This window comes from Collinsella aerofaciens, from assembly GCF_015560135.1.
Taxonomy (GTDB): Bacteria; Actinomycetota; Coriobacteriia; order Coriobacteriales; family Coriobacteriaceae; genus Collinsella; species Collinsella aerofaciens_AN.
On record NZ_JADMRH010000007.1, the window covers coordinates 46511 to 66128 of the forward strand.

General features: G+C 62.2%; 17 protein-coding genes. 7 read left to right on the forward strand and 10 right to left on the reverse strand.

Translation table 11 applies throughout. The features are described 5' to 3' along the window. Positions 1–52: 52 nt before the first annotated feature. The 3 genes from I2H19_RS04555 to I2H19_RS04565 form a co-directional block, all read right to left on the reverse strand. Positions 53–754 carry a hypothetical protein gene (locus I2H19_RS04555; RefSeq protein WP_195621588.1) on the reverse strand — a complete coding sequence of 234 codons (702 nt, stop codon included), beginning with the start codon at positions 752–754 and terminating at the stop codon, positions 53–55. Continuing rightward, the gene (gene folP / locus I2H19_RS04560; protein WP_195621591.1) at positions 755–2491 is read right to left on the reverse strand and encodes a dihydropteroate synthase; all 1737 of its coding nucleotides are present in this window, start codon (positions 2489–2491) and stop codon (positions 755–757) included. Between the two features lie 95 nt (positions 2492–2586). After that, the gene (locus I2H19_RS04565; protein ID WP_195621593.1) at positions 2587–3339 is read right to left on the reverse strand and encodes an NAD-dependent protein deacylase; all 753 of its coding nucleotides are present in this window, start codon (positions 3337–3339) and stop codon (positions 2587–2589) included. Positions 3340–3474: 135 nt separating this feature from the next. Here I2H19_RS04565 and I2H19_RS04570 point away from each other — a divergent pair, with 135 nt between their 5' ends. Then, entirely contained in the window at positions 3475–4293 is an 819-nt protein-coding gene (locus tag I2H19_RS04570) for an exodeoxyribonuclease III (protein WP_195621595.1), read from the forward strand. A 148-nt stretch (positions 4294–4441) separates the two neighbouring features. Here the strand turns inward: I2H19_RS04570 and I2H19_RS04575 are convergent, their stop codons facing one another. From I2H19_RS04575 to I2H19_RS04585, 3 genes are read right to left on the reverse strand one after another with little or no spacing between them, the layout of a single operon-like run. Then, positions 4442–5155 (reverse strand): DUF6580 family putative transport protein, encoded by a 714-nt coding sequence (locus tag I2H19_RS04575; RefSeq protein WP_195621597.1) that lies wholly within the window; start codon positions 5153–5155, stop codon positions 4442–4444. A gap of 4 nt (positions 5156–5159) precedes the next feature. Beyond that, on the reverse strand, positions 5160–6803 hold the full coding sequence (locus I2H19_RS04580; protein ID WP_195621607.1) for an ABC transporter ATP-binding protein: 1644 nt from the start codon (positions 6801–6803) through the stop codon (positions 5160–5162). Then, entirely contained in the window at positions 6803–7690 is an 888-nt protein-coding gene (locus I2H19_RS04585; RefSeq protein WP_271746384.1) for an energy-coupling factor transporter transmembrane component T, read from the reverse strand. Before I2H19_RS04585 ends, I2H19_RS04580 begins: the two co-directional genes overlap by 1 nt. Positions 7691–7889: 199 nt before the next feature. On the opposite strand from I2H19_RS04585, the gene glmU reads away from it, so the two are divergent. The 5 genes from glmU (at position 7890) to gltA (ending at position 13947) form a co-directional block, all read left to right on the forward strand. Beyond that, a complete protein-coding gene (glmU, locus tag I2H19_RS04590) occupies positions 7890–9302 on the forward strand; it encodes a bifunctional UDP-N-acetylglucosamine diphosphorylase/glucosamine-1-phosphate N-acetyltransferase GlmU (RefSeq protein ID WP_195621611.1) in 1413 nt (470 codons plus the stop codon). A gap of 192 nt (positions 9303–9494) precedes the next feature. Continuing rightward, entirely contained in the window at positions 9495–10481 is a 987-nt protein-coding gene (locus I2H19_RS04595) for a ribose-phosphate diphosphokinase (protein WP_117769752.1), read from the forward strand. A gap of 223 nt (positions 10482–10704) precedes the next feature. Next, the gene (gene pth / locus I2H19_RS04600) at positions 10705–11334 is read left to right on the forward strand and encodes an aminoacyl-tRNA hydrolase (protein WP_195621613.1); all 630 of its coding nucleotides are present in this window, start codon (positions 10705–10707) and stop codon (positions 11332–11334) included. Between the two features lie 373 nt (positions 11335–11707). Then, positions 11708–12547, forward strand: a complete 840-nt coding sequence (locus I2H19_RS04605) for a sulfide/dihydroorotate dehydrogenase-like FAD/NAD-binding protein (RefSeq protein ID WP_117647773.1) — start codon at positions 11708–11710, stop codon at positions 12545–12547. Continuing rightward, positions 12538–13947 (forward strand): NADPH-dependent glutamate synthase, encoded by a 1410-nt coding sequence (gltA, locus tag I2H19_RS04610; RefSeq protein ID WP_117647774.1) that lies wholly within the window; start codon positions 12538–12540, stop codon positions 13945–13947. Before I2H19_RS04605 ends, gltA begins: the two co-directional genes overlap by 10 nt. A 316-nt stretch (positions 13948–14263) precedes the next feature. Here the strand turns inward: gltA and I2H19_RS04615 are convergent, their stop codons facing one another. Further along, a complete protein-coding gene (locus I2H19_RS04615) occupies positions 14264–15832 on the reverse strand; it encodes a hypothetical protein (protein ID WP_195621615.1) in 1569 nt (522 codons plus the stop codon). Between the two features lie 215 nt (positions 15833–16047). On the opposite strand from I2H19_RS04615, the gene I2H19_RS04620 reads away from it, so the two are divergent. Further along, positions 16048–16824, forward strand: coding sequence for a helix-turn-helix transcriptional regulator (locus I2H19_RS04620; RefSeq protein ID WP_195621618.1), 777 nt, complete (start codon positions 16048–16050; stop codon positions 16822–16824). 165 nt (positions 16825–16989) lie between these two features. On the opposite strand, the gene I2H19_RS04625 is transcribed toward I2H19_RS04620, so the two are convergent. From I2H19_RS04625 to I2H19_RS04635, 3 genes are read right to left on the reverse strand one after another with little or no spacing between them, the layout of a single operon-like run. After that, positions 16990–18270 carry an AAA family ATPase gene (locus I2H19_RS04625; protein WP_271745607.1) on the reverse strand — a complete coding sequence of 427 codons (1281 nt, stop codon included), beginning with the start codon at positions 18268–18270 and terminating at the stop codon, positions 16990–16992. Positions 18271–18305: 35 nt separating this feature from the next. After that, on the reverse strand, positions 18306–18929 hold the full coding sequence (locus tag I2H19_RS04630; RefSeq protein WP_195621621.1) for a cytidylate kinase-like family protein: 624 nt from the start codon (positions 18927–18929) through the stop codon (positions 18306–18308). 48 nt (positions 18930–18977) lie between these two features. Further along, a complete protein-coding gene (locus I2H19_RS04635) occupies positions 18978–19616 on the reverse strand; it encodes an amino acid ABC transporter permease (RefSeq protein ID WP_148345115.1) in 639 nt (212 codons plus the stop codon). Positions 19617–19618 lie beyond the last annotated feature (2 nt).

Here is a 19618-nt window from a genome sequence, read left to right on the forward strand (position 1 = left end):
AGCCGAGGAGGGTCTTGTTGTCATCGCTATCTTTGAGCGCGGGCGCCTCGCGTTACAGTCCGCGAATCCGTACGGCCTCGGGCGGAAACTCCTGCTCGCCGGCGTCGGTCTTTATGGTCGCGCGACCCCAAATATCCAGGCCTGCGAACACGCCCACCGCGAGCGGCAAGCCGTTGGGCGACACCGCCGCGACCTGACGACCCAGCAGCGGCACCATGTCGAAGTAGTCACCCAGCACCGGAGCCAGCGGGCCGGCAGCTCCCTGTGGCGTGTTGGCGACAACCGCCCAGGCGTCCACGCGGGCGAGCACCGCGGCGGCCAGCGCCTCGACCAGTGCCTCGTCTGCCATATCAACGCCAAGCCCACTCAACGCCGCGCGCTCAATATCCACCGTCACCGCGGCAAACATGCCCGCGGCACCTGCACCGCCGTTGACGGCGACACGCGCGAGCGACGTCTCAAATGCGGGCGCGCCGCACACGATGTCGCTCGGCCACTGGATACCCACCTTGCCGGCAAGCCCCAGGCCCGGCGTTGCGGCCGTGCCCGCGAGCGCATCCATCATGCCCATCGCGGCCACAAACGGCAGGCCGTGGAACGCATGCATGTTCACATCGGGGCGCACGACCAGCGAAAACGTCAGCGAAGCATCGCCCGCGCTCCACGCGCACCAGCCCGCGGACACGCCCTCGCGACCCGCATTACGTGCGACGTCCAACTCGGTGCCGGCGGCAACAGCACTCATCTCAATCATCTACATACGCCCCAATTCGCCCACGATATGGCCCACGCGATCCTCGGGCTCCTTGACCTCGACGCCGTTGTAACGGAAGAATCGCGCCGGGTCGTGCATCAGGTCCTCGAGCGGCACCAGCACAAAGTCGCGCTCGCCAATGAGCGGATGCGGCAGGCGCAGCTTCTTGCCGCCGTGGGTCTCGCCGTCCATCCACAGCAGGTCCAGGTCGATGGTTCGCGGACCGTTGGCCTTGGCCTTTTTGGAACGGTCTCGGCCCAGCTCGGCCTCGATCTTCATGAGCTCGTCGAGCAGCACCAGCGGCGCCAACTCGGTCTTGATCTCGATGACGGCGTTGGCAAACGCGTCCTGGCGCGTCTCGTAGGCCGGCTCGCTCTCGTAGATGCGCGAGCAGTTGGACACACAGGTGAGCGGGATCTCGGCAATCATGTCGCGCGCGGCGCGGATGTTGTCGCAGCGGTGACCCAGATTGGAGCCCACGGCCACAAACGCGCGGCGCGACTGCGGCTTGGCGACGGCCCAATAACCGTTCAAGAACTGCGCAAAGCCGGCAACATCGTGCACGCGCACGATGTTGGCACCGGCCTGGATGGCGCCCAGGCACACGCCAAACGTGGCGGCATCGCGCTCAGCGGCCTCGGTCACGCCCGAAACGGCGCCCACAAAGCGCTTGCGCGACACGGCGCACATGAGCGGATAGCCCAGCGACGCCATCTTGGCGGTCTCGCGCTGAATGACGATGTCCTCGTTAGCCGACTTGCCAAAGCCTGGGCCGGGATCGATGCAGATGCGGTCGCGCGACACGCCGGCATGGATGAGCGTGCGGGCTTGGTCGGACAGAAAGCCCATGACGCGGCGCATGATGGGCGCCGAATCGGGCAGGGTGAAGCGGCGGAGCTGTGAGGTGGGCACATACGCCTCCTCGCGGCGGGCGCTGCGGCGCATCATGGCGGCCAGGTGGTCGCTGGGTTCCGGCGTGGGCTCGGCGGGTGCAGGTGCGGCCTCGGGCGCGGCGGTCGCAGCGGCAGCAGTCTGCTCGGCGGCCGGCGTCTCCTGTTCGGCTGCGGGCTCGGACGTGGGCTCCGGTTCGCCAAACGGCAACGAGGGCTGCACCACGCCGCCCGGAAGCTTGGCCTCCGGCTTAGGCTCGCCCAGCAACTTGCCGCGACGGCGGCGAGCCGGCTTCTCGGCCTCACGCGCGGCCTCGGCAGCCGCCTCGCGCGCCTTCTCGGCAACAAACGCCGCTGCCGAGGTATCGAGCTGCACCGTTGCGTGCGTGCGTGCGGGCGCGGCGACCTCGCCGGCATGCATCACGATGACGCCGCAGGTGCTCGTCTTAACGAACTCGACCATCTTGGGATCAGTGAAGCCCGTCACGTCGTTGACGATCGAGGCGCCGCAGCGCACGGCCGCCTTGGCAACCGCCACATGACGCGTGTCGATCGAGACGATGGCGCCCTCCTTGGCCAGCGCGCGCACCACGGGCAGCACGCGGCGAGCCTCCTCGTCGGGGTTGACCGGGGTAAAGCCGGGGCGCGTGGACTCGCCGCCCACGTCGATGATGTCGGCGCCGGCGTCGAGCATCGCCAGGCCGTACTCGATGGCGGCATCGGGGTCGAAGTGCTCCCCGCCATCGCTAAACGAATCGGGCGTCACGTTGAGGACGCCCATGATGCGCGGACGGTCAAAGCTGAGCTCGTACTTTCCGCACCGCCATGTCTTGCTGTCGTTCGCCATGAACATCCTCCTAAAATGCCCACGCCGCCGAGCTTGGGGAGCTGGCGGCGGGGTCGCTTTGCACTCAGTCTTTCTATTGTATCCGCGCGCGCGGGCTAGAACGCAAACGCGGCCGCGATGTCGCAAGAAATCAGCAGGTCGGCATTTGCATCCTGATCGGTGGGAGCAAGGTTGCATATGGCCAGCGTATCGCCGGTAAAGTATCGCGTAAGGCCTGCCGCCGGATACACCACGAGCGAGGTCCCGCCTACAATGAGGGCATCGGCCGCGGCGATGGCGGCAACGGCACCGGTCAACACATGCTCGTCGAACGGCTCTTCGTAGAGCACTACATCGGGCTTGATGCGGCCGCCGCACGCGGGGCACGCAGGCACGCCCGCGGCATCCTCGTGCTCGCGCGAGCAAATCCACTCGGCGCTATAGACCGCGCCGCACGACTGGCAAATGTTGCGATGGACCGATCCGTGCAGCTCGAACACGCGCTGTGAGCCGGCCATCTGATGCAGGCCGTCGATATTTTGCGTCACTACGGCGTCGAGCTTGCCGGCGCGCTCCAGCTCGGCCAGCTTGGTGTGGCAGCGGTTGGGCTTAGCGTTAAGCGCGATCATCTTGGTGCGGTAAAAGTCGAAGAACTCGGCAGGATGCGCCTCGTAAAAGCTATGCGACAGCATGGTCTCGGGCGGATAGGCAAACTGCTGGTGATACAGGCCGTCCACGCTGCGGAAATCGGGGATGCCACTTGCCGTGGAAACACCAGCGCCGCCAAAGAAGACCACGCGCTTGTGGGTGTCAAACAGATCCGCCAGCGCGGCGGAGGCCTGCCTGGGGTCCGATATTGCCTGCGTCATATGAGTCCTCCGTCCTTGTTAGTCGGGCAGCGTTGGGCGACGTCCCAGCATGCGGCCTTTGAGTCAGCATGCGCGGAGCCCACCCCGCCCCTGTTGCGTTAATCTTAAGCCTGCCAACCCCGTCGAAAGGACACCATGCCTCAGACTTACACCTTTGCCTCGTGGAACGTTAACGGCCTGCGCGCCGTGCTCAAAAAGGACCCGAGCTTTATTCAGATCGCGCAAGAACTCGACGTCGACATCTTGGCGCTGCAGGAGACCAAGCTGCAAGAGGGTCAGGTCGATATTGACCTGCCCGGCTATCACCAAACCTGGAGCTACGCCGAGCGTAAAGGCTATTCGGGCACTGCGGTCTTTAGCCGCCAGGAACCGCTGCGCGTGCTGCACGCCGACGCGCTGCTACCCTACGCCGGCGAGGGCGAGGCGGCCGAGCTCGTCGCCCAAGCCGCAACCGAGGGCCGCGTCTGCGCGCTCGAGTTCGACAAGTTTTGGTTCGTGGATGTCTACACGCCCAACGCCCAAAATGAGCTCGCGCGCATCGATGTGCGCATGGCCTGGGATGATGCCTATCGCGGCTTTTTGACGGGACTCGAGCGCGAGACCGGCAAGCCCGTAGTGACCTGTGGCGACTTTAACGTGGCGCACGAGGAAATCGACCTTAAGAACCCCAAGTCCAACCGCGGCAACGCAGGCTTTTCGGACGAGGAGCGCGGTAAGTTTACCGAGCTGCTCGACGCCGGGTTTACCGATACCTGGCGTGCGGCAAACCCCGACGTTGAGGGCGTCTACAGCTGGTGGAGCTACCGCTTTAATGCTCGCAAGAACAACGCCGGCTGGCGCATCGATTATTTCCTGGTGAGCGACGCAATCGCCGGCAATGTGCGCGACACGGGCATCCGCGGCGATATCTTTGGCAGCGACCACTGCCCCGTCACCCTCACCCTAGAGCTCTAGCCTCAAGTAATTCCTGGGGGACGGAGGAAAACAGATCGTGTGACCCCTCTCCCCCTATAAGTTGCGGTGGAATAGTTCCTGTTTGAGCAGCAAATAGCCAAAAACGAGAACTATTCCACCGCAAGTTCGTGAGGGAACGCGAAATGCCCTACAGTCCGTATTTCACGACGACACGGTTAATGCGACGGCGCCAGGGCTTGTACAAGGCGGCCAAAAACACGCAGGTCGCGAGACCGTGCGTAATATCGAACGGCACTGCCGTGGCAAGACGCGCCATGGCACCCGCCCACGTGAGCGGTTGAACAAAACCGATAATGTCGTAGGCGTTGACCACAACGCCGTACAGCAAACCCGAAGCAAAGCCGTAGGTCAGCAGCGCCGGCATACGCACGGTTCCATCCGCACGGTCGAACGCACCCGCATGCGCCAGCGCGCCGCCAACATAACCAACCAGGCCCCAGGCATACATCTGCCATGGCGTCCACATGCCCTGTCCAAAAAAGAAATTGCTGGTCAGCGCCGCCAGCGCGCCAACCATAAAACCATTGCGGCGACCAAGCGTCGCCCCCGCGATAATGGCGATGGCGCTCACCGGCTTAAAATCGGGAATGGGTCCGAACAGGATGCGCCCCGCCGCGGCCAGCGCCGCCAGCACCAGTGTGGGCATAATCTGGCGCAAACCCGGACGAGATGCCTCGTAACCCGCAAAGAACAGCGCGAGCACCAGCGCCACCACAATCAGCATGGCCAACGCTGCCTGCTCAACACCCGCCAGCAACGCCGCAGCCATCACCGCCGGCACCGCCAACAACAGCGGGATCTCCAGTTTTGCAAGCAAGCGCGAGAAACGACAGTCCGTCATCCCATCACGCCCTATAGAACACGTTGTCGGCAAAGAAGTCGGCCGGGGGCTCCACGCAGGCAATCTCGCCGTCAAACATCATGGCGATGTCGTCGGCTACCTGCTCGGCAAAGTCCAAATCGTGCGTAGCCATGATGACGGTGCCGCCAGCCCGCGCATGGTCGCGCAGGGCGCGGGCGATGATGCGGCGGCTGGCCAGGTCCAGACCCTTGGTGGGCTCATCGAGCAATAGCAGTTCGGGGCCGATTAGCAGTAGCTTTGCCAACGCAAGCAGTTGGCGCTGTCCGCCCGAAAGGTCATAGGGGTGGCGTTCCCCTAAGCCCGCGAGCCCCAGACTCACCGCGCGCTCCCGCGCCATATCCTCGCCGTACCCGCAGGTCGAAGCCCATTCCATCAGCTCGTCGCGCACCGTCTCGGCAACCAGCAATGCTTTGGGATTCTGAGGCAGCAGCGCCGCCGAGGCCGCTCCGCGCATCATGCGGCCGCGCTGCAGCTTGGCGGTCTTCGCCAGCACCGAAAGCATTGTCGACTTGCCGCAGCCGTTACCGCCAACAACCGCATGCACCGCGCCAGCCGAAAACGACGCATCGAGCCCGCGCAGCACCCAACCGCCCGCGCGATCGTAGCGAAACCAGCTCCCTGCCAGGGTGGTAGCCGACCCAGCGTGCATTTTTTGGAGTATTCTGCTTCCATCCGTGCGCGGGAAGGCTTCCGAGCCGTTCTTGAGCGACGTTTGCGCCACAAATTCGGACGATTTGTCCAATTCCGAACTTTTTTTCGCGCTCGATGCGTCCACGGGCGACTCCAGAGAGCCCAAACTGTCCTCACGCCTGCTGAATACTCCTGTTTTTGCACATCGGATGGCACCCCACCCCAACATGTCATCGGAAAACAGCGATTCTCGGCGTCCCAAAGAAGCCATATCCGCCACCTCGCGCACGCGGCCGCCCTCAATCCGGTACGCACACGTCGCATACTCGAGCATCGGCCGCGGCTGATGCGTCGCCACAACAACCGTGCAGCCCAGCTCACGGTTCACGCGAAACAGCGCGTGCAGAAAATTCTTCTCGGCAACGGGATCGAGCTGAGACGTGGGCTCGTCGAGCAGCAGCACGCGCGGGCGTAGCGTCAGAACGGCCGCCAACGACAGCAACTGTTTGCGACCACCCGAAAGCGTGTCAGTATCGCGGTGAAGCCAATCTTCCAGCCCAAAGAAATAGCTGGTCTCAGCTACGCGACGGCGCATCTCGTCGCGCGCTAGCCCCAAGTTTTCCAGGCCAAACGCCATCTCGTGCCACACGGTTTCGCACACGATCTGGTTCTCGGGATCCTGGAACACATAACCCACGCGCTCCGCCGATGCCCGCACGTCCATGTCGGCGACGGGCTCGCCCAGCACGAGCAGTTCGCCAGTGCGCTCGCCCGCCGGAGCGATCTCGGGTTTGAGCAGCGACAGCAGCGTCGACTTACCCGATCCGGTACCGCCAACAAGCAGCGCAAATGCACCCTGGGGAACAGACCAGTCGAGCCCCTCGAGTACCGACGCCTCAGCCCCGGGGTAGGTAAAGCTCAGGCCCCGTACCTCAATCGCAGGCACATCGGAGCCGCACGCCCCGCCCGTTACCGAGCAGCTATCCAACCGAGCCATCAGCCAAACCTCTTCTCATCAATCGCATGCAACGCACAAGGCAGCACCATCCAGGCAGCGTACACGACATAGCCCGGCCACGGCGCCGGCACCGAGAGCTGCGGATAAAACGAATACTGCGTCGTCGCGGTCCACGCCACTGCCGCCGTGGCCACGCCAAACAACGCAAGCCCAACCAGCGCGGCAACGTCGCTGCGCCCCAGTCGATACCGCGCATACGTCGTACGACGCGTCGCGGCACCCCACCCGCGCGAGCGCATCGCGTCCGCGCACTCCAGCGAATCTTCCATGCCCCAGCCCATCAACACACTCGATGCCCGCAAGCGCGAACGCACGGGGTCGGCCGGCGCGCGGCCCGGCACATCAATCGCATCCTGCACCGCCAACACCGTACGACCACGGCGCAAAAACTGCGGGATAAGCCTCATGCACATCGAGATCATGAGCGCAATCACCGGTGCGGCATTGCCCAGCAGCGCAAGCACCTTGTCGTATTCGAGCATCGACGCCGCCGCCTCAAACCACAGCACGCTCGCCACAAACAGCCCGCCCATGCACAGGCCGTATACCATGCTCTCCAGATACACCGCGCGCATGCCAATACGGAACAGCTCCGTCGAGCCCGAGGCGCTAAACAGCGGATTGAGCACCGCAACGATCAAAATCACCGGCAGCTGCCAGCGGAGTGCGCCCAGCGTGCGGGCAGCCCCACGCGTCGCAAATCCATACGCCAGCCCGCCCGCAAGTGACAGCGCAATCAGCGCCGGCTGCATCGAGAACATAGTGAGCCCCAGCGTCAGCACTATATAGAGTGCCGGCACAGCCGGATGCGACATCGAGAATGCCGCGACGGGCTCGCAGCCAAACTCCTCTCGTATGTTGTCCACGGGTACCCCCGTCCCCTCGCTCAAACGACAGCTCCGCAGCACCGCCAACGCCGCACGCAAGCAGCGCAAACGCCACGCCGGCGGCGCAAGCCTCAACCGCCGCAAACCAATCGTTACGCGCTCGTCATATGCCTGCGGTATCATATTGCGCCGTGTATCGTTTCCAAACACACGTCTCTATAACGTAACAGGAGATCACATGGACGCAACCGCAATTATCCTCGCTGCCGGCGAGGGCACCCGCATGAAGTCGAACCACTGCAAGGTTTCGCACAAGATCCTGGGTAAGCCCATGGTCCAGTGGATCGTCGACGCTACCATCAAGGCCGGCTGCAGCCGCGTCGTGGTTGTCATCGGCAGCCACGCCGACGAGATGCGCGCCCTCATCGACGGCGCCTACGCCAACAGCGCCACCAAGGTCGAGTGCGTCGAGCAGACCGAGCGCCTGGGCACCGGTCACGCCGTGAAGGTCGCGCTCGAGGCCTGCGGCATCACGCAAGGCCCCGTCGTCGTGCTCAACGGCGACTTGCCGCTCATCACCGCCGACACCGTCGCCAAGTTCGCGCAGACCGTCGCTACCGGCGAGCTCGCCTGCACCGTCATGACCATGACCCCGCCCGATCCTTTCGGCTACGGCCGCATCAAGCTGGGCGCCGACGGCCAGATCGAGCGCATCATCGAGCAGAAGGACTGCACGCCCGAGCAGGCCGCCACGCTGCTCGAGTGCAACGCCGGCTGCTACGCCTTCGACGGCGCGCAGCTCGCCGCACACATCAACGAGATCGGCAACGACAACGCGCAGTCCGAGTACTACCTGCCCGACATGCTCGAAATCCTCAAGGGTCACGGCCAGGCGGTCTCCATCTTCCACTGTGACGACTACCGCGACGGCTTGGGCGTCAACAGCCGCATCCAGCTCGCACAGCTCACCGCCATCGCGCGCGACCGCATCAACGAGCACTGGATGGCCGAGGGCGTTACCTTCATCGACCCCACGCAGGCCTGGATCGGCCCCGACGCCACCATCGGCCGCGACACCGTCGTGTGGCCGCAGACGCACCTGATCGGCCACGTCACCGTGGGCGAGGAGTGCCAGCTCGGCCCCAACAGCCGCCTCACCGACACCACCGTCGGCAGCGGCTGCACCATCGATGAGACCATCGCCATCGAGGCCGTCATCGAGAACGGCGTCGACTGCGGCCCGCGCGCCTACCTGCGCCCGGGCACCCACATGCTCGACGGCTCCAAGGCCGGCACGCACGTGGAGATCAAGAAGTCCACGATCGGCGAGGGCTCCAAGGTGCCCCACCTGTCCTACATCGGCGACACCACCATGGGCTCCGGCGTCAACGTGGGCGCGGGCTCCATCACCTGCAACTACGACGGCGTCCACAAGCACAAGACCGTTATCGGCAAGGATGCCTTCATCGGTTCCGACACCATGATGGTCGCGCCCGCCCAGATTGGCGACGGTGCACTCGTGGCCGCCGGCTCCGTCATCACCGAGCCGGTCCCGGCCGACGCACTCGGTCTGGGCCGCGCCCGTCAGGTAAATATTGAGGGCTGGGCCGCCGATTATCGCCGCCGTCTGCACGAGGACGACGAGGCATAACGTTTTACCAAGCACAAAAGGAGCTGCTCCATGGGGGCGGCTCCTTTTTCTATCGTGACCTGCGCAACCGGATGAGTGGTCGGTTCGTGTCCGTTGGCGGTAAAGACGTTATCAGGACCCGATAAACCCCGCCGCGCGGTTACAATGCAACAAGGCATCTATATGGCATTCGATGTATAAAGGAGAAGGGTAATGCCGATTAATGATCCCGAGAAGTCGGAGAATATGCGCAAGTCCATCCGCGTGTATTCCGGTTCCTCCAACCGTCCCCTCGCTCAGAAGATTGCTGAGTACCTTGGGGTCGAGCTTTCGGGCCTTACGCTAAAGCAGTTCGCCAATGGTGAGATTTACGCCCGCTACGACGAGACCGTCCGCGGCGCCGACGTCTTCCTGATTCAGTCCGTGGCCGGCGGCAACGTCAACGACATGCTCATGGAGCTGCTCATCGCCACCGACGCTGCCAAGCGTGCATCCGCCCGCTCCATCACCGCCGTTATCACCCACTACGGCTATGCCCGCCAGGACCGCAAGGCCGGCCCGCGCGAGCCCATCACCGCCCGCCTCGTCGCCAACCTGCTCGAGCGCGCCGGCGTCGACCGCATCATCACCCTCGACCTGCACCAGGGTCAGATCCAGGGCTTCTTTGATATCCCGGTCAACCACCTGTCCGCACTGCCGTTGTTTGGCCAGTACTACAACGCCATGAACTTCGACACCGACAACCTGGTTGTCGTCTCCCCCGACGTGGGTCGCGCCAAGGCCGCCAAGAAGCTGTCCGACATGCTCGGCTGCGACCTGGCCATCGCCCACAAGGGCCGTCCGCGCCACAACGCCGCCGAAGTCATGGGCATCATCGGTGACATCAAGGGCAAGACCTGCATCATCAACGACGACATGATCGACACCGCTGGCACCCTGTGCGCCAACGTCAAGGAGCTCAAGGCTATGGGCGCTGGCGACATCTACGTCTGCGCCACCCACGGCATCTTCTCCGGCCCGGCCATCGAGCGCCTGAACGATGCCCCCATCGTCGAGTGCGTCGTCACCGACGCCATTCCCGTCGAGGTCGGCGGCAAGATCAAGACCATCTCGGTCGCCGAGGAGTTCGCTCAGGCCATCTCCGCCGTTTACCACGAGGAGCCCGTCTCCACGCTCGTCGGCGGCGACTTCGCGCTGTAGTCGCATCGTCCTTGCAACCCGGCGCATCGCCGTCGGAACAGAAGAAACCCCCGCGCTCCCCCTTGCTTCGCAAAGGTCGCGCGGGGGTTTCTTCTGTTCCGACGGCTTGCTCTGCCGCAGCCGTGCTTTTGTCTGGTGGGATTTCGCTGAAACGAAGTCTCGCCTTCGGCGGGCGTGGTAGCCTTTGTCGTTGATTGAACTATTTACGTAACGGAGGACAAACATGGCAGCTGCACAGCCGCTTAAGATTCGCATGGTTGCCGGACTTGGCAACCCGGGCGAGGAATATGCCGAGACCCGCCACAACGCCGGCTTTAAGGCAATCGACGAGCTGGCCCGTCAGGCCGGCGTCACGTACTGGAAAAACCAGGCAGGCGCCGAGGTCGCGCTCATTAATATCAACGATGCCGAGGAAGAGAACGGCAAGCGCCAGATCGTGCTGGTCAAGCCGCAGTCGTATATGAATACCTCGGGTGGCCCCATCTCCAAGCTCTGCCGCGAGTACAAGATCAAGGCCGAGGAGCTGCTCGTGATTCACGACGAGCTCGACATTCCCGCCGGTGACGTGCGCGTCAAGGTGGGCGGAGGCCATGCCGGTCACAACGGCCTGCGCTCCATCATCGACAAGATGGGCAGCCGCGACTTTAGCCGTATCCGCACCGGCATCGGCAACCCTCCCGGCAAGATGGCCGTGGCAGACTATGTGCTCAAGCAGCTGCGCGCCCGCGAGGCCGAGGACTTCCAGGACACCTGCGCCCGCGCCGCAGATGCCGCCGGTCTGGCCATCGTCCACGGCGTAATCTACGCCCGCGACCACGTCAACGGCGCCGCCTCCGCCAACGGCAAGCACTAAAACCTACCGTTTAGGGACAGGTTTATTTTGGCAGGTTTTATCTACGGAAACGCCACAGTCGGCACATCGCAATAAACCCCGCACTGCCATACACACATAGCGCCCCAAAGGGGGCCGGCCTCATCACGACACGAGGCCGGCCCCTTTGCTGTTTTGCCTGATAAAACCGACCAAAATAAACCTGTCCCTATTTGGTAGGTCGAAGTGGATAAACCCTTTTCCCAACCGCCGAAGACACACGTAAGCGACATGTCCATGAGGGTATAATTTGCACCGTATGTCTGCACAACGCCTGTGCACGTACGGTTTTATTCGGGCTACCGTCCATTTCCGTGGAGGCACGGTTCGGCGGCCCTAACAAGAGAGGGGTTCTATGTATAAGATCCTGGAGAAGACGCAGTTCTCGGAGAAGGTGTTCAAGTTCCGCATCGAGGCGCCCGCAATCGCCAAGCATGCGCACGCTGGACAGTTCCTCATGGTTCGCGCCAACGAGACGGGCGAGCGCGTCCCGTTTACCCTGGCCGGCTGGAACGGTGACGAGGGCTGGGTCGAGTTCATCTTCATGGTGATCGGCAAGACCACCGAGATGCTGTCCACCTACGAGGCCGGCGAGTCGCTGCGCGACGTCGTGGGCCCGCTGGGCGTTCCCACCGAGATGGCCGAGGGCCCCTGCGCCGTCATTGGCGGCGGCGTCGGCCTGGCAATTGCCTTCCCGGTCGCCAAGCACCTGGTCGAGACCGGCCACGAGGTGCACGCCATCATGGGCGCCCGCACCAAGGACCTCCTGCTCATGGAGGACCAGTTCCGCGAGCTCCTCGACGAGGACCACATCCACATCACCACTGACGACGGCTCCTACGGCGAGCAGGGCGTTGTCACCGCTCCGCTGGAGCGCCTGCTGCAGGACAAGGCCGTGAGCCAGGTCTTCTGCGTCGGCCCCGTTCCGATGATGAAGTTCTCGACCCTCACCGCCCAGAAGTACGACACCCCCATCACCGCGTCGCTCAACCCCATCATGGTTGACGGCACCGGTATGTGCGGCTGCTGCCGCGTCGAGGTGGGCGGCGTGACCAAGTTCGCTTGCGTCGACGGCCCCGACTTCGATGCCACCCTGGTCGACTGGGATGACCTTCGTGCCCGCCAGGCCGCTTATCGTTCCGAAGAGGGCGCGTCCCTCAAGGCCTATGAGGAAAAGAGCTGCGCATGCCACTAGTTAACGGTCGTTTCGTTGCCGATATGAAGTCGCCCCGCACCCCCGATAACGAGGAGCCGGCTGCCGAGCGCGCCTGCGACTTCCGCCCCGTCGACAAGGGCTTCACCGAGGAGATGGCGCTGGCCGAGGCCGAGCGCTGCCTCAACTGCAAGAAGCCGTTCTGTGTTGAGGGCTGCCCCGTCAACATCAACATCCCCCGCTTTATCGAGCAGATCCGCGAGAAGGACTTCGGCGGCGCTCTCGATACCATCCGCGAGGACTCCATGCTTCCCGCCATCTGCGGCCGCGTCTGCCCGCAGGAGAACCAGTGCGAGGGCAAGTGCATCCGTGGCAAGAAGTCCGAGCCCGTGGCCATCGGCCAGCTCGAGCGCTTCCTGGGTGACCGCCCCGAGCTCGCCTCCACGCCCAAGATGGCTCCCAAGAACGGCAAGAAGGTCGCCGTCGTGGGCTCCGGCCCGTCCGGCATCACCTGCGCCGGCGAGCTCGCCCGTAACGGCTTTGACGTCACCGTCTTTGAGGCCTTCTTCACCGGCGGCGGCGTGCTGGTCTACGGCATCCCCGAGTTCCGTCTGCCCAAGGCAGTCGTCAAGCGCGAGATTGACGGCCTGGAGGACATGGGCGTCAAGTTTGAGTACAACTCCGTCGTGGGCAACATGGCCACGGCCGAGGAGCTGTTCGAGCAGGGCTTCGACGCCATCTACGTGGCGACCGGCGCTGGCCTGCCCAAGTTCCTCAACGTCCCCGGCGAGAACCTGCCCAACGTCTTCTTCGCTAACGAGTACCTCACCCGCGTGAACCTGATGAAGGCCAACAAGTTCCCCGAGTACGACACCCCCACCAAGCACGGCAAGAACGTCGTCGTCTTTGGTGGCGGCAACGTGGCTATGGACGCCGTCCGTACTGCCAAGCGCCTGGGCGCCGAGCACGCCATCATCGCCTACCGTCGTACCGAGGACGAGATGCCCTGCCGTCGTGCCGAGCTGCACCATGCTAAGGCCGAGGGCGTCGAGGTTCTGCCGCTCGTCTCCCCGCTCGAGTTTGTCGCTGGCGAGGACGGCTCCGTGTGCGCCGTCAAGGTCCAGAAGATGGAGCTCGGCGAGCCTGACGAGTCCGGCCGCCGTCGCCCGGTGCCCATCGAGGGCGCCATCGAGGAGATCCCCTGCGACGTCGCGATCTCGGCTATTGGCACCAACGCCAACCCCTTCGCTGCCAAGATCGGCGGCAAGATGGAGCTCAACAAGTGGGGCTACATCGTTGCCGACGAGGAGACCGGCCAGACCACCGATCCCCGCATCTGGGCCGGCGGCGACATCGTCACCGGTGCTGCTACGGTCATTCTGGCGATGGGCGCCGGCAAGAAGGCCGCCGCTTCCATCACCAAGAGCCTGCTGGGCGAGTAATCACCTGCAGCGCTAGCCACCAAACGGCAAAGTCCCCGTCGAGCACACGCCCGGCGGGGACTTTTTTTCTATGCCGGTCGACCGACCACCGCAAAGGGGACAGGCACCTTTGTGGTGGTCGGGGACTTGGCCGGTCGTTTTGTCTCAATCTGTAACAGTTAGAGACCAAATTCCTCGCCACGTGTTACAGATCGAGACGTTAGGTTAGCGGCTGAACAGTTCGTCTCAATCTGTAACACCTAGAGCCCAACTATCAGGTTTGGTGTTACAGATTGAGATTTTGTAAAAGCCGAGAATGGGCGCTGCCACCAAAAGCCTAGCGCTTGCGGCACTTGGTTGCGGCGATGCCGGCAGCGGCAACGGTTGCGCCGGCGATGCCAAGGGCGGCGGCCGCCGTCGCGGCGTTGTCGCCCGTGGCGGCCAGAGTGCCCACGGACTTCTGGGCAGCGGTGGCCTTCGCGGCCGGCTTGGAGGCAGCAGCCGTGAAACTCGCCTGAGTCGGCGTCACGGACGGCACGGCGGTCCCGCTGCCGCCGCCCGGCTGTGGCGTGGGGGCCGGGGTGGGTTCAGGCTGCGGGGTGGGCTCGGGTTCGACCGCATCTCCGGAGCTGATTACCACGCTGCGGGCGACCTCGTCGGAAGTTCTAATGTCCTGGATGACAGACGACCCGGGAACACCGATGACGAGTCCGTTTCCCGTAGTTTCTCGCACAGTGCCGCCGGCGGGAGTCGCAACTACCGATCCGCCATCAATTGAGAGACAAGGGGCTGCATCACCTTGATTGACAGCGTAGATTGCCGCTGCATTACCCGACACCTCAACATTTGAATTAATGATGTCAATTCGAGGGATGGCGGACTGGGAGCCGGACTGGGAATATATTCCGTAGCCATGTTTACGACTGTGGCCAGTTCCGTCACCGCATCGAACTGTAAGGCTCGAATTCTCGACGAGCACCCGCGACACGCCGTCCTGCGCGCGCATCCAAACACCATCCAAAACCTCGACACTATCACTCGCCACGAGCGTAACATCCGCCCCGTTGGTAATACTCAAATATGTATCCTTACCCCCGAACGAATACAGGGCGACCGACAACATGTTTGCATTACGCGCCGCCGCATCTAATTTTGCGTTATCCACCGCGATGCAGCCTCCATGCTCGGAGGAGATGTTTTCGGCATAGACTGCAACGGCATTGAGCCCCCCATTCGCCTCCGCCTCGACGTGGACGTCGGCGCCCTCGTTAATGGTTATGTTGCCTGCCCGCGTATGAATGCCGATGGTATGAGGCACTTTGTTCGTTGCCGTCACGTTAACGTTGGCACCGCGGATGTCCGCGTCGCCGCCGGCCTTACCGTCCCCCGAAACCGCTATCGTATCGGTCCCGGCCGTCGCGTTGAGAGTCACGTCGCCCGAGATGGCGAGGCTACCGCACTCGACCTTAACAGCGCTCCTGCTCTTCTGTGGTTCGGCCGTCGCGTTGAGGGTTCCCTCCCCCGTGATGGCAAGGTTGCCGTCCTTGACCTCGATAGCGCTCTGCAAGGAATCGGCCGTTACGGTGTTGGCGCCCGTCACGCCGATATTGAGGTTGCCCTGAGCGCTGATACCGGCGCCGTCGTAGCCGTTGAGCTTCATGTCGTCGGCGCCGTCCCAGGACCACGTTCCGGCCTCGTCGCCGGCAACCGCGCCCTTGTTGTACTGCGTGCCGCCGACGTTGACCCAGTCGGCGGCGAGTGCCACGCTCGGTAGCAGCAGCTGGCCGGCCATGAGCACGCAAGCCCCCGCGCAGGCAAGCTTGGCGCCCACGCGACGCCACGTTCCGTGGGAGAGCGAGCATGCGCGGCCGTGGTCGATTGGGTTGTCATGGATTTGCTTTCGCATATGAGCCTCCTTGTCGTAAGGGGTGCTTCTGTAACACCATGTTACGGGAAGATATCCGGATCCCGGGGCACAAATTCTCATGTGGCGCACCTGCCAGCGCAAAAGGCAACGAGCATGCGATTGCCAAGCGCCCCCCCGAAAGGCCTGCCATCAATCCCTTTGTTGAGCCCTCTCATGCCCTCGCCAAGCAGGCATGTTGGGGTATCGCGCTCGTCATGATTCTTGCCTGCTTGTTCTCGACCCTCGACAACGTGGTCACGCTCTCCAACGCCCACGGCACCATTGCCGTACAAACATGGCCGCGCCTCTTTTTGGCGGCGAGCGGCCTTGCTGCCGGTCTTATTTTTGATCTTGCCGAGCGCCGATACATGGGGCTTGTCATGCTCGGCATTGCCGTGCTCTCGACCATTTCCATCCTGGCCGTCGAGGCCGGTGCCGATCCCAACCTGGGCCTTGTCGTCTTTTACCTGAGCTCGGGCTTTTTTGTCACGTTCTTTACCGCCACCTTTACACAGCTGGCACCGCGCATGCACGTGCCCGCCTTCTGGGCCGGCATGGGCCGTGCGGCCAATAACGTGTGCGCGTTCACCACGTCGGGCGTCTCGCTTGCTCTCGTGACCTCGGATAACGTTGCCCTCATTATGATCGGCGCGCTCGTTTTGCTCGTCGCCGCCTGTGCGGCATTCGTGGCAGCCGGCTTGTTCCGCCTGCCCCAAACCGAGCAGGAGCGCGAGCGCGAACAGCTGGCAGAAGAAGCACTCGCCGCCCCCACCATCGAGGAGCAGCGTCAGGCCTTCATCGCCAACCACGCTCTCACCCCGCGCGAAGTCGATGTGCTCATAGCCGTGACCCAGGACGAACGCCCGCTCAAGCAGGTCGCCGAGGAGCTCGGTATCTCGATGCGCATGGTCCAGCGCCACCTGAGCTCCATCTACCAAAAGACCGACACGCAGACGCGCGCCGGTCTCACCAAAATCTTCCCCTCAGCTTAAAACAAAAGCCACCACAAAGGCCCCCTTTGCGGTGGTTTGAGCGGAGCAGAAGGCCACTCTGCCAGTTTGTCTCAGTCTGTAACAGATAGGCCCCTAAAAGCAGGCTTATTGTTACAGATCGAGACAGTAAAGGGACACGAAGCGATCCTTCGCAGCAACGACCCTCTAGTAAAGCGATGCGACATATCGGCCAAAGCCTGGCAATGCAAACTCAAAACGTCCTTGTAGAGGCTCTTCAATTACCCCAGCCTCTACCAGACGCTTTTTATACGTTGAAATCGAACCGGAACTCTTCTTAAGCCTCGCTGCCAGCTCTTGCCTGGTCGTCGTCCCAACCGGATTCATTGCACGAAGAAATTCAAGGTCCCCTCGTGAAAGTTCCGCCGCTGTTGAAGCGAAAACTCGCGATTCCAGCTCCTCTTGCGCAAGTTTCGCGCCTCGTTCGACATCCTCAATAGAAACCTCGGAGGCTTGGCGCGAAGCATTCCATGCCCGATACCCCACCAACTGGAACATAAATGGAAAGCCATCGATCGCCTTGGCAGCGAGGTCGATCGCCTCATCAGAAATCGTCTTGCCGCCGTCCTCAATCGTTAGTCGAAACGCTTCTTTTACCTCAGTCGGTGAAATTGATCCCAGCGAATGTTGAGCCGCGCGACGAAGAAACGATGTCGATTTCCCCGTCAGCAGCGCCAGCACGCGAAACGGCAGCCCCGCCATAAGCAAAGCTACCTTTTTATTCTCGCTTACAAAGTGCTGGTAGGTAGTAACAAGCTCCGTCATTTGCGCAAACGATGCATCCACTTCGTCAACGGCGATAAGCACCCCGGTGTCAGTCGCTTCAAGCTGAGCAAACAAAGCGTTCATCTTAGTACGCCAGTTAGCGCCCTCAAATTCAACATCGATGTTTTCCCAGCTCATGCTTCCTACGGAGGCAATGCCGACACTGTTCACACGCCTAGAAGCGGGCTTTTCGATCAGATGGGCGGCTGATTCGTTGAGGCGCTGCAAAATGTCTTCGAGCATCCCCTCCGAGGCCGTCACATTCGCTGTAATCCAGCCCTCTTGCTGGGCGCGGTACGACAGATATGCCAAAAGCGCCGTTTTACCTGTACCACGCGCACCATAGAAAACCGAGCAAAGATTGGGATCGGAATCGTCATTTTCAAACGCCAGCACCATATCATCGATGATTTGCTCACGGCCGGCCATATACGCCGGTACACGTCCGAACATCGGAGTGAATGGATTTGCCTGCCTGTACGCCGTCGGTGCCGCCATAAAGCCTCCCTTGAACTCGTCCTTGAACTCATACAACTTAATTATGCCCCTACAATCTTTAAGTATTTTGAGTATCTTTGATTTTTTTGAGCTTCCTTGAGTTCTTTGAGCGATCGGCCCCGGCAGAACCAGTTGACTTTCTCTACCTAAAACAAAAACCACCACAAAGGTGCTGTCCCCTTTGCGGTGGTTTTGGTCGGCTAGCCCTCGAGCTGAGCTACTTTGTAGCGGTAGGCTGCGGCGATGACGTCCTTGCAGCCCTCGCGGCCCAGCTTGGCGCGGTTGACGACGATGTCCTTGCCGCTCGTCATCTTCCACTTGCCGGCGCTGTAGCGCTTGTAGAATGCCTCGCGCGCCTTCTGCTGCTGTTTAACCAGCTTGGCGCCCTTCTTTTTGTTGAGGCCACGCTTCTTGCGCACGATCTCGACGCGATCCTCAAAGGGAGCGGTCACCAGCACGGCAATGTGGTTGGGGTTGTTGCGCAGCAGGTAATCGGACAGACGGCCCTCAATAATGCAGCTCTCGGTCTCGCCCAGGTCCAAAATCACCTGGCTCATCTTTTGGAACAGCTTGTCCGAGTACGAACGTGCATCGTAACGGTCGGGCAGAAACGCCATGTTCTCCACAGCCAGGCGCTCGTCGTAGGCCGCCATCTTATCGAGCGACTCGCCGGCACGCAACGACGCGCGCACCAGCAGCTCGTTGTCGTACAGCGGAATCCCCAGCTCGTTGGCGAGGATACGGCCAATCTCGTGGCCCTCGGCGCCAAAGTCGCGCGCGATAGTAATGACCACAGGACTCTTCTTGTTCACCAGATCGCTCATCGCGATTCCTTTCTCTATGTGACAAAGGGGCTGTCCCTTTGCCACATTCTACGCTGCCACCATTCGCCTCTGATACGCTCGGACCAGCAGCGAGATACCAAAGTTGAGCACAAAGTACATCGCAAATACCAGGCCGTAGAGCATAAGCACCTGCGACAGGTCGATCGCATGGGCCATCACGACGTTTGCCGTGTACATGAGCTCGGCCACGTTAATGCCCGAAAGATACGAGCTGTCCTTGATGACGGTCGTGCACTGGCTAAACAGCGCCGGAATGATCGTCTTAAACGTCTGCGGCAGAATGATGTAGCGCATGGTGGCAAAGAAGCCAAAGCCCTGGCTCTGCGCTGCCTCAAACTGGCCGCGTGGAATCGAGTTGAGGCCGCCGCGCACAATCTCGGCCATAACAGCGCTGGTAAACAGCGTAAAGGCGATGGTCGAAATCACAATGTCCAAACCCTGCACCGTAAAGTAGATAAACAGGATCCACAGCAGGTTTGGCGTGCAGCGGAACAGCTCGATATAGGCGCTTACCAAAATACGGAACGGGCGGGGCGCATAGCTTTTAACAAGCGCCAGCACCGTGCCCAAGATGAGCGAGAAAAAGATCGACAGCGCCGAGATCTCGATTGTCTTAACAAAGCCGCCCCAAATGTAGAGCAGGTTAGTCGCGTTGAAGATTTCCATGC